The 10,350-nt window shown below is 69.8% G+C and carries 11 protein-coding genes; 6 read left to right on the top strand and 5 right to left on the bottom strand.

Going from position 1 to position 10,350, the window contains the following annotated elements; all coding sequences use genetic code 11:
* Nucleotides 1-53: 53 nt before the first annotated feature.
* On the bottom strand, nt 54-458 hold the full coding sequence (locus tag RF646_RS12675; RefSeq protein ID WP_368836161.1) for a hypothetical protein: 405 nt from the start codon (nt 456-458) through the stop codon (nt 54-56).
* The gene (locus RF646_RS12670) at nt 455-787 is read right to left on the bottom strand and encodes a transposase (protein ID WP_368836159.1); all 333 of its coding nucleotides are present in this window, start codon (nt 785-787) and stop codon (nt 455-457) included. Before RF646_RS12670 ends, RF646_RS12675 begins: the two co-directional genes overlap by 4 nt.
* Before the next feature lie 103 nt (nt 788-890).
* On the opposite strand from RF646_RS12670, the gene RF646_RS12665 reads away from it, so the two are divergent.
* From RF646_RS12665 to RF646_RS12655, 3 genes are read left to right on the top strand one after another with little or no spacing between them, the layout of a single operon-like run.
* Nucleotides 891-1,223: a tyrosine-type recombinase/integrase gene (locus RF646_RS12665; RefSeq protein ID WP_345311423.1), complete on the top strand. Its 333-nt coding sequence runs from the start codon at nt 891-893 to the stop codon at nt 1,221-1,223.
* Entirely contained in the window at nt 1,220-1,576 is a 357-nt protein-coding gene (locus RF646_RS12660; protein ID WP_035962946.1) for a helix-turn-helix transcriptional regulator, read from the top strand. The genes RF646_RS12665 and RF646_RS12660 overlap by 4 nt, the downstream gene beginning before the upstream one ends.
* The gene (locus RF646_RS12655) at nt 1,569-4,094 is read left to right on the top strand and encodes a hypothetical protein (protein WP_368836158.1); all 2,526 of its coding nucleotides are present in this window, start codon (nt 1,569-1,571) and stop codon (nt 4,092-4,094) included. The genes RF646_RS12660 and RF646_RS12655 overlap by 8 nt, the downstream gene beginning before the upstream one ends.
* Nucleotides 4,095-4,241: 147 nt before the next feature.
* On the opposite strand, the gene RF646_RS12650 is transcribed toward RF646_RS12655, so the two are convergent.
* The 3 genes from RF646_RS12650 to RF646_RS12640 all read right to left on the bottom strand — a co-directional run bounded on the left by RF646_RS12650 (nt 4,242) and on the right by RF646_RS12640 (nt 7,929).
* Nucleotides 4,242-5,339 carry a heparan-alpha-glucosaminide N-acetyltransferase domain-containing protein gene (locus RF646_RS12650; protein ID WP_368836162.1) on the bottom strand — a complete coding sequence of 366 codons (1,098 nt, stop codon included), beginning with the start codon at nt 5,337-5,339 and terminating at the stop codon, nt 4,242-4,244.
* A 215-nt stretch (nt 5,340-5,554) separates the two neighbouring features.
* Nucleotides 5,555-6,406: a F510_1955 family glycosylhydrolase gene (locus RF646_RS12645; RefSeq protein ID WP_019310368.1), complete on the bottom strand. Its 852-nt coding sequence runs from the start codon at nt 6,404-6,406 to the stop codon at nt 5,555-5,557.
* Nucleotides 6,403-7,929 carry a multicopper oxidase family protein gene (locus RF646_RS12640; RefSeq protein ID WP_368836157.1) on the bottom strand — a complete coding sequence of 509 codons (1,527 nt, stop codon included), beginning with the start codon at nt 7,927-7,929 and terminating at the stop codon, nt 6,403-6,405. The genes RF646_RS12645 and RF646_RS12640 overlap by 4 nt, the downstream gene beginning before the upstream one ends.
* Nucleotides 7,930-8,087: 158 nt before the next feature.
* On the opposite strand from RF646_RS12640, the gene RF646_RS12635 reads away from it, so the two are divergent.
* From RF646_RS12635 to RF646_RS12625, 3 genes are all read left to right on the top strand, one after another.
* The gene (locus tag RF646_RS12635) at nt 8,088-8,798 is read left to right on the top strand and encodes a response regulator transcription factor (protein WP_368836156.1); all 711 of its coding nucleotides are present in this window, start codon (nt 8,088-8,090) and stop codon (nt 8,796-8,798) included.
* The gene (locus RF646_RS12630) at nt 8,795-9,922 is read left to right on the top strand and encodes a sensor histidine kinase (RefSeq protein ID WP_368836155.1); all 1,128 of its coding nucleotides are present in this window, start codon (nt 8,795-8,797) and stop codon (nt 9,920-9,922) included. The genes RF646_RS12635 and RF646_RS12630 overlap by 4 nt, the downstream gene beginning before the upstream one ends.
* 84 nt (nt 9,923-10,006) lie before the next feature.
* Nucleotides 10,007-10,345: a heavy-metal-associated domain-containing protein gene (locus tag RF646_RS12625; RefSeq protein ID WP_019310372.1), complete on the top strand. Its 339-nt coding sequence runs from the start codon at nt 10,007-10,009 to the stop codon at nt 10,343-10,345.
* Nucleotides 10,346-10,350 lie beyond the last annotated feature (5 nt).

Genomic DNA, 10,350 nt, shown 5'->3' with positions numbered 1-10,350 from the left:
CTCCATGCTTTACTGAATGCGAGTTGAACCAGTGTTGCGACGATGGCTGGAACTCAAGCGGTCCAGTGCTCTGTGATGTCGGTCAGCCACAGTTCGTTGACGTCATCGGCGGAGAAGTCCCGCTTCACGAGATCGTCGTGGACCGGTGGCCCGGGACGCTTTCCGTTCTTGCCGCGCTTCTTCCCGAACACGGACCACCACTGGTTGTCCCGGCAGATGCTCCATGCCGTGCGCTGGCACATCACTTCGCCGGCCTCGGCGGCTTCGCCGACCAGGAACCGGTACCCGTACTCGGGGTCGTCGACGTGGGCGTCCAGTAACGCGTTGGCGCGGTAGGCCTCAGTCAGCTCAGCCTGGGTGACCTGCTGGTGGCGCCAGCGGTAGTAGGGCTGACGGGAGAGCTTGAGGACCCGCAGGGACACCGTGACGGGGATGCCGTCAGCGGCGAGCTCACTCACGAGCGGTGGGGGCACCTCCCGCTTGCGGGGGAAGAACCTTTTCCCGGCAGGTTCGCCTGGGACAGGTAGGCCGCGGCACGGCGGAGGACCTCGTTCTCCTGCTGGAGCAGCCGGATCTGCTTGCGGGCCTCACGCAGCTCGGTCGACTCCTCCCGTGTCCTGCCGGGCCGGTTGCCATCGTCGATATCGGCTTGGCGGATCCACTTATGGAGCGTCATTTCGTGGACTCCGAAGTCCTTCGCGATCTGCGCGATGGTGATGCCGTCCTCACGGGACCGGGCCACTCGCACGACGTCTTCGCGGAACTCCTGGGGGTAGGGAGCGGGCATGATGCACATCCTTCCAGGCCGCCCAACGGGCAAGCCAGATCAGATGTCACCTATCCGTGCGGCAGTCCCGATTGACCAACGTGTCCGGTCAGTACACCTAGTCGTGAAGAGCGCTTCCAGTGCGGCCTCGAATGCGCTGTGGCTGACCGAGCGCGGGACCCGGCTGCAGGCCCGTGACGTCGCTGACCGGTTCGGGTTCTACCGCGATGAGCTCGGCTTGGATCCGGCGTTGAGCCCGCACTGTCTGCGCCACAGCTACGTGACCCATCTGATCGAGGACGGGGTGGACCCCCGCTTCGTCCAGGAACAGGCCGGCCACGTCTACCAGTCCACCACCGGGCTCTACACGGCCGTGAGTGGGGACTTCAAGAACAAGATGCTCCATGACGCGATCCGGGCCGTGCTGCCCACGAACCCGGGAGGGCAGAGACAGTGAAGGTCATCGGCTATGAGTGGAAGCTGCGGCAGGTAATGGCGGCCGCGGGCATGTTCAGCACCACCAAGCTCATCCCGGAACTGGAAGCGAGGGGTATCCATCTGTCGGCCAGCCAGGTCTACCGGCTGGCCGCGGAGAAACCGGAACGGCTGAGTTTGCACGTGCTAGCGGCCCTGATGGACATCTTCGGCTGCACGGCCAATGACCTCATCACCCGTGTCGATCTCGGCGCGGCCACCGCTCGCACCGGCACCGGCACCGATGCGGGGTCGCCCGAGGCTTCGGCGGATGCGCTGCGTGCCTCCGGGGCTCGGCCCAAGCGGGCCCGGATCGTGCCTCCCAGCGATGAGTGAGCACCCGGGGCGGCCCATCGCCGAGCTGATCAGCACGGTGGAGGCCGGTGTGCCCGCCGATCGCCTCCGGGAGATCGTGGCTGCCATCGTCGTGCGGCCCCACTCCGGGGCCCGGCAGCTGGGTCAGCTGCACGTGGATCCGGGGTTGTTGACCTCGGCCGACAACGCGATGCCGACCCTGCTGCAGCGCATCATCGCCGCCCTGCTCGAGGCCGGTGCCACCTCGGTGCGCCTGCCGCGCTGCACCGGCTGTGGTCTCGAGCGGATGTTGCCCGAACGCCTCGACGGGCACCGGGTCTGCTCCAAGTGCAAGAAGCGGGCCGGTACCAGGGCCATCACCTGTCATTGCTGCCGACGAGAGCGTCAGCTCGCCTCCTTCGTCGGGGACGCCGACTACTGCGGGGCCTGCTGGCGGGACATGTACGGGCAAGCATCGGCGATCTTCGTCGCGGCCGCCCACGGCCTGATCCCCTCCCTGGATCCTGCGGTCCTGGGGGGGGTCTTCGCCCAGCTTCCCGCCTCGCCCGGGCGCCGGTTGCGCTTGGCCCTGGACATCGCCGACTACGGAGCGGATTGGTTCGCAGCCCCTGCCCGGGGGTCGGCCCTCTTCGGTGTCCTCTATGATCAGCTGGCCCGCCAGGCGCCCGAGTTGCCGCCGGCGTGCTGCGGGCACTGCGGGCAGCACCGGTCGCTGACCAACGTCTATGAAGGTTTACGCTGCTGCTCCCGGTGCTACACAGCACTGCGGTCCCAACCGTGCGACGGATGTGGGCGTACGGGCCCGATCGCACGGCGGATGCCCGACGAGGCCCGGCTGTGCCAGGGGTGCGCGAAGGCCCTCCCCGACGGCTGGGGCATCTGCAGCCAGTGCGGCACCCACCAGCACATCGTCTACCGCGGCCCCGCCGGACCCGTCTGCGCCCCGTGCCGGTTCGCAGCCCAGGTGGACACGTGCACCCGGTGTGGGCGCACTACACCGTGCCGGTTCCCCGGCACCCCGGGCGCGGTGTGCGAGAGGTGCCGCAAACCCAGGCAACCCTGCTCCCGGTGCGCCCAGGAGCGGATTGTCGCCACCCGGGACGAGTCCGGCGCCCCGATCTGCCACAGCTGTCACCACATTCTCGAGGACTGCAGCGTCTGCCACCGGCACCGGCGCGTCGTGGGACGAACCGAGGGGGCGCCCCTGTGCGAATACTGCTACCCGCGCCACCCGGTCAGCTTCCGCGACTGCACCCGCTGCGGCCGCCATGCCAAGCTGCGACAGACCGGGCTGTGCGACCGGTGCACCGCCGATGACCAGCTCGCCACCTTGTTCCCGCCCGAGTTGCTCGAGCGCCACGAGACCGCCCGCACGATGCTCACCGCCCTCCAGGCCGGGGACCCGGCCACGGTCCGCGCGGCCTTCCATCGCCACCGCGCCGTGGAACTGCTGCGCACGGTGTTGGCCACCCCCGATCTGCTCGACCACGAGGCCCTCGACGATCTCGGGCCCGAGTACACGACCCGGGCGGTGCGGGCGCTGCTGGTCGAGCACGGCCTGCTGCCCGCCCGCAACCTGCCGCTGGCCCGCTTCCAGGCGTGGATCATCACCACCGCCCAGCTGATCGAGGATCCGGGTGAGCGGCAGGCCTTTGTCCAGTTCGCCACCTGGAAGCACCTGCGCGATCTCAGAAGCCGCGCCGAGCCCCTGTCCGGTCCGCTGGTCACCAGCCGCCGGCACGAGCTGCGGGTCGTGCTTGACCTGCTCGCCTGGGCCCGAGACCGGGGCAAGACCCTGGCGAGCCTGGACCAGGCCGACCTGGACCACTGGGCCACCACCGGGGCCGAGAAATACCTCGTGGCCGGCTTCCTCACCTGGGCCCACACCAACGGCCGCAGCCAGCCTCTGGAGATCACCCGACCGCCCAGGACGTACCTGTTGGTGGGAGGTCTCAGCGATGACCAGCGCCGCCGAGTCCTCGACGGCGTCCTGAACCACGACACGATCACGGCGGGGACGAAGCTGGCCGCCGCCCTGGTGCTGGTCTTCGGCTTCCGCCCTGCCCAGATCACCCGGATCCGTCTGGACGACATCCGCTCCACCGGGGAGGCGCTGCAAGTCACGGTCGGGAAGGAACCGCTGCTCCTGCCCGAGCCGCTGGCCGATCTCGCTACCCAGACCGCAGCAGATCGCAGCGCGCGTCGGATGTTCACCCCTGCCCAAGACCACCACTGGCTGTATCCCGGCGCTCAGCCGGGGACACCCTTGTCAGCGGCCGCTCTGGTGCGCCGGCTGGCCGCAGTCGGTGTCCTGGTGAGCCCGGCGCGAACCGGGGCACTCACCTCACTGTCCCAACAGCTGCCACCACCCGTGCTCGCCGACCTCACCGGCATGCACCTGGCCACCGCCGTCCGCTGGCGCAGCACCGTCGCCGCCAGCAACGCTCACTACGCCGGCCTGCTGCTCGCCTCCGAAGAGAGCCCAACCGCAGTGCTGCGAACTGTGCTTTCCTCGGCATCCAGCACAGAGCCGCCCTGAGCGTCGCAAGACGGAGTAGTCCGCGGCCTGAGAAGCGCCTGCCCAACGAGGTCGGTCGGCCGCCCAGGTTTTGCCGCGCACCGCTGTTCACGGGTGAGCAGGCCAGGGTCGACGAGCTTCTTCATGTGGTGGCTGACCACCGTGTCCTCATTCTCGATCGGCGCCGGAGGAGGAAGGCAGGACGGTGGTGCTGGCTTTCTTGGCGGCCGTGCTGACGAGCCGTTCCAGAGGGCCTTGCCCGAAGGCGCGTTTCCAGGCGAGGGCGAAGATCGCCGCCAGAACGAGGTAGAGCAGGAACCACAGCTGGGGCTGGTCGTAGTGCAGCTCGAAGGAGAGCAGCACCAGCTGGGTGGAGTAGAGGGTCAGGGTCATCGCCCCCATCGCCGACAGGGGCAGCAGCCACGGACCGACCTTGCGGGCTAGTAGCAGGAACGCCCCGAGCGCGGCCAGGCTCACCCCCAGGCTCCAGGCGATGGCCAGGGGCATGTTGGTGTGCGGGGTGGTGATGGCCAGCCACCACCAGGAGCCCGCGGGCAGCGCGTCGTCGGGGCCCCAGATCAGGATCCCGGCCAGAGTCTCCTCGTCCAAGGACGCGGCGTGGGTGAGCTGGTGATAGCCGCCGAAGATGTAGAGCACCAGCCAGGAGGCCAGCCGGGCCGTGACCGCCAGACCCACCCCGATCACCAACAGACGGGTTTGGATCTCGACGTGGTGCAGGTGCAGGCGTCCGATGCCCAGGCCCACCAACAAGTAGGTCAGATAGGGCAGGGCCGGGTAGGTGCCGGTGAGCAGCAATTGGGCGAGGGTGGCGCCGGGGTCGGTGAGCACGTCGATGACGGTGGGATTGCCGGAGGAGAGTTCCGGGACCTGGTCGCCCAGCTCCAGCATCAGGACCGGTGCCGCCACCGCGAACCCAGCTGCGCTGAGGAACAGCGTCCGGGCGGGCAGGTGCAGGAAGGGGATGGTCAACACGAAGAAGATGCCGTAGTAGGTGAGGATGTTGAACGCCGGTGGGTCCTCGGGCATCAGGGAGTTGATTGCCACCCCGAGGGCGAAGATCAGCAGGGCCCGCACCGCCACGCCCACCCGCGCTCCCGTCATCCGTCGGCCTGTTCGGGGGTGTCGGCCACCGGTAGCGAAGGCCAGGCCCACCCCTGCCAGCAGGGCGAACAGGGCGGCGGAGTCTCCGGAGAACAGGGTCCAGCTCAGCGTCGCCTCGTGGGTCTGTTCGTTCTCGGCGGGCAGGAAATGGATGGCGGTCAGCCCGATCAGCGCGCCGCGTCGATGCCGGTCAGCCGTTTCCGCGGGACACGTCCGGCCTCCGCCGGCATCGCGGCATGGGTGGCGTCCTGGTGCGTAGAGTCGTCCTTACTCATGATGGCCCCCTACTCCCTTGTTGCCTGGCGCGCTGTCAGGCGTGAATGGTCGCCGACTGTGCCTGGGGGCACGAGCGGTGGTGTTCACAGCAGCTGCTCCGTCGTGGCTCCACCGTCCAGGCTCCGCAGCACCCGGGGGCCCTCCACCAGCAGCGCCTCGACCTCCCCGCCGTCGGTCAGACCTGCTCCCAGGGCTACGACCTCGCCGACCGGGTCCCGACTGGCTGTCCAGGTGTCCCCGGCGTCACGGCTGGTCAGCAGGCGCCCGTCGATGCCGGCGCCCACCATCGTTTCGTCGTCGGCCCAGGCCACCCGGGACATCAACTGCGGGGTGTCCACCGTCGTCCACGTCGTGCCGTTGTCGGAGGAGCGCAGCAGGCCGTCCTCGGTGGTGGCCAGCACCGTGCCCGTACCCGGGGCGACCGCCAGAGAAGCGGGGGCGGAGGGGATGGCGGCGGTGTCCCAGTTGCGGCCGTCGGCGCTGATGCGCAGCTGCCCGTCGAAGCCGATGACCCCGTTCGGGCCGGCGGCCAGGGCATGGAAGTCCGATTCCCCGGCCCGCGAGAGCACTCTCCAGCTCTCACCGGCGTCGGTGGACTCGATCAGCCCGACCGGTTCAGGCAGGTCCACGCCCAGACCCGGGTGGCCGGAGGCGAGGTAGCGCCCCTCGCCGGTGGTGGTGAAGCCCATCAGGTCCACCACCGGGCCGACCTGGGTCAGGTCCTGGTCGTCCAGGCGGAACAGGCCTTCGTGGGTGGCCAGCAGGATCGTCCCGGCCGCATCGCGGGTGATGGCGTGGACGTGGGTGATGGCGGTGCCCGTGCTGGAGGCCGGGGCGGTGGAGTTCCCGGACTGTGGTGAGCAGGCGGTGACGGCCAGTCCGGTGCCGGCGACCAGGCCGAAGGTGAGCAGGGAGCGGCGGGAGAGGGTGGTCATGGGCGGTATCTCAGTTCGGTCGTCATGCCGGCTTCGGCGTGGTAGATGTTGTGGCAGTGGATCAGCCAGTTCCCGGGGTTGTCCGCCTGCACGTCGATGGCCATCGATCGCATCGGGGCGATCAGGACGGTGTCCTTGCGCAGGCCGTTGGGCAGCGCGAAGGTGTGCCCGTGCAGGTGCAGGGGGTGGGCCATCATCGTGTGGTTGGCCACGGTCAGCCGCACCCGCTGTCCCTCCTGGATCTGCACAGGATCGTGCTGCCCGTAGGGGGCCCCCTTAAATCCCCACTCGTAAGGGTTCATCTGCCCGGTCATGGCCAGGTCCAGGGACACGTCGGGGTCCCGGGCCTCCAGCCGGGCGCTGTCCGCCGGTGTCAGGTCGGCGCCGATGAGCACGGATCTGTCCAGTTCCGCCGGTCGTACTGACGACGGCGGTGGATTGCCGGCCCCGGTGCGCACCAGGGCCATGGCCTGCCCGTCCTTGCCCAGCGGCACGGCCACGAAGGGGAAGACCCCTTCGGCCAGGGTGACGGTCGCGTCGTAGCGTTCTCCCATGCCCAGGTAGAGGGCATCGGTGTCCTGCGGCTGCACCGGGAACCCATCGGTGTGTGTGACGGTCATGCGATGCCCGCCCAGGGCGACCGTGAAGATGGTGTCCGCGGCGGCGTTGATGATCCGCAACCGCACTTTCTGGCCCGGCTTCGCCGTGAGCACCTCCGGGTCCGCGGGAACCCGCCCGTTGACCAGGTAGTGCGGGTAGGACACGTCCCCGGCGTCATCGCCGTACGGGGAGTCCCCGGCGCTTATCGCCCCGTGGTCCATCCCAGCCATGCCCTCCGAGGAGCCGGAGGACATGTCCATGCCCTCCATCCCGCCCACGTTGCCGTGGTCCATCCCGGGCATCCCGCCGTTGTCCCGGGAGGAGGTCAGTGCGGCCAGGACCTCATCGGGGGTACGGCCGGTGCCGTCGACCCAGTCGTCGAGGACGAGGATCCACTCGTGGTCGTAGGCGCCGGGTTCTTGCGGGTCGTCGATGATCAGCGGGGCGTACAGACCGCGGTCCAGCTGCACCCCGACGTGCGGGTGGTAGAAGTAGGTCCCCGGGTCCGGGGCGGTGAAGTCGTAGGTGTAGGTCGCCTCGGCGGCGATCGGATCCTGGGTCACCCCGGGCACCCCATCGGCGCCATTGGCCAGGGCGATGCCGTGCCAGTGCACGGTGGTGTCCGCCGGCAGGCGATTCTCGACCCGGATGCGCAGCCGGTCCCCGGCCGTGGCGCGGATGAGCGGACCGGGGAGACTGTCGCCGTAGGCCCACGTCGCCACCGTCGATCCGCCCAGATCGAGCGTGACCGGCCGGGCGGTGAGCGCCGTGTCCACGAGGCGCTGACCGGCTCCGGCGGAGGCCGTCCCGGCCCCCACCCCTGCTGGGAGGGACGGGGCAGGTGAGGAACAGGCCGCCAGGGCGCCGGAGCCGAGCAGGCCGAATCCGGCGACGAGCAGACTTCTACGGGAAAGGGTGTCCATGATTCCTTGTCGGGTCACCAGAAAATGCGGGGGTTGAGAACCATTCTGGCAGGCCACCGGCAGGCGGGAGCCCAGATTCCTTGAAGGTTTGGCGAAGATTGCGGACCATCCGGCCCCCAAGTGGCTTCTACGTCGGGACGGCGGGACACACTGGGATCATGGTGATCTCCGCAGACAGGGATGCGTCCTCAGCCGGGCGGGTGCTGGTGGTCGACGACGAAAAGCCTCTGGCGCAGATGGTCGCCACCTACCTGTCCCGCGCCGGCTACGCCGTCGCCCAGGCGCACACCGGCCCCGCCGCCCTCGAGACCGCCCGCACGGAGCACCCGGACGTCGTGGTCCTGGATCTGGGGCTGCCGGGGCTGGACGGGGTCGAGGTGTGCCGGCGGCTGCGGGCCTTCTCGGAGTGCTACGTGCTGATGCTCACCGCCCGCGGGGACGAGGAGGACAAGCTGGCCGGGCTGGCCGCCGGGGCCGATGACTACATCACCAAGCCCTTCAGCGTGCGCGAGCTCGTCGCCCGGGTGGCCGCGGTGCTGCGCCGCCCGCGCACCACCGTGGCCCCGGCCGAGCCGGCGCGGGTGTTCGGGGACCTCGTCATCGACCTGACCGCCCACGAGGTGCGGGTGGGCGGCGATCCGGTGGCGGTCACCCGCACCGAGTTCGACCTGCTGGCGGCCCTGTCGGCCCGCCCACACCAGGCGTTCTCCCGTCGTCAGCTCATCGACATCGTGTGGGACCCGGCTTGGGTGGGCGACGAGCGGATCGTGGACGTGCACATCGGCCACCTGCGCCGCAAGCTGGGCGAGGAACCGACCGCCCATATCGACACGGTGCGCGGGGTCGGCTACCGGATGGGGGCCCGATGACCCGACGCCCCCGGGGGCTGGTCTCCCGGTTCCTGCTCGCCCAGCTGCTGGTGGTGGCCGCCAGCCTGCTCGCCGCGGTCGTGGTGGCCTCCCTGGCCGGCCCGGCGATCTTCCACGAGCACCTGATCATGGCCGGGCACCCGGAGAACTCCCCGGAATTGCTGCACGTGGAGCAGGCCTACCGCGACACCAACCTCATCACCCTGGGCGTGGCCCTGGGCACCGCCCTGGTGGTCAGCACCTGGTGCTCCCGTCGTATCCGGGGGCCGTTGGAACGATTGACCGAGGCGGCCCAGGGCATGGCCCACGGCCGCTACGACACCCGGGTCCCGGCGATGGGCGCCGGGGCGGAGGTCGAGGCCCTTGCCTCCTCGTTCAACACCATGGCCGCCCGTCTGCGGAGCACCGAGGACACCCGCCGGCGAATGCTCTCAGACCTGGCCCATGAGATGCGCACCCCCATCGCGGTGCTCACCGTCTACTGCGAGGCCCTCCAGGACGGGGTCACCCACTGGGATGAGACCACCAGTGAGCTCATGAGCGAGCAACTGGCCCGACTGACCCGGCTGGTGGACGACATCAACGACGTCTCCCGCGCCGAGGAGGGCCGGATCGACCTGGACCGCACCGAGCAGCCCGTCGGTGAGCTCCTCCGGAGTGCCGTGGAGGCCCACCGGGAGGGCTACGCCGCCAAGGGCGTAGCCCTGGAGCTCGACGTCGACGAGTCGGCCGGGACCGTGGACGTGGACCGGCAACGGATGGGCCAGGTACTGGGCAACCTGCTCACCAACGCCCTGCGCCACACCCCGCTGGGCGGAAAGGTGATCCTGAGGGCGGCCCGGCAGGGTCCCGGGCAGATCGCCATCCACGTGGCCGACACCGGTGATGGCATCAGCGCCGAACACCTGTCCCACGTCTTCGAACGCTTCTACCGCGGGGACACCGCCCGCGACCGCGACCACGGCGGCTCCGGGATCGGCCTGACCATCTCCCGCGCCCTGGTCGAAGCCCACGGCGGGTCCCTCACCGCCACCTCCCCCGGACCCGGACACGGCGCGGTGTTCACCATCCAGTTGCCGCCCCCCCAACTGGCCGATCTGCCTCCCGCTCGGGAGGCTCACTGACATCCTTGCACTATACCCCCCCAGGGTATATACCTGAGAGGCGAGGGGCGCTCCCCGTTCCCTCACGATCCGAAGGAGCCCACCATGACCAGCTCGCCCCGCCGCCCCCTGCCGATGGCCGCCACCGGTTGCGCCTGCTGCGCTCCCTCCTCTGTCCCTGAGGAAGCGGGGACTGCCGTCGAGGCGCAGTCGCCGTCCTCGGACGGCACCGCCACGACCTACCAGGTGGGGGGCATGACCTGCGGCCACTGCGCCGGCCGGGTCACCGAGGCCCTCACGGCGTTGGAGGGGGTCCTTGACGTGCAGATCGACCTCGTAGCCGGCGAGGCTTCGGCCGTTACCGTGACCAGCACCACCCCTGTCGCAGAGGAATCCGTGCGCGCCGCAGTGGCGCGTACCGGATATGCGGTCACCTCTTCCTGAGCGTG

Source organism: Kocuria sp. CPCC 205261 (genome assembly GCF_040981025.1).
Taxonomy (GTDB): Bacteria; Actinomycetota; Actinomycetes; order Actinomycetales; family Micrococcaceae; genus Kocuria; species Kocuria marina.
Note: the sequence above shows the minus strand (reverse complement) of the source record. Positions and strands in the feature narration are given on the sequence as shown.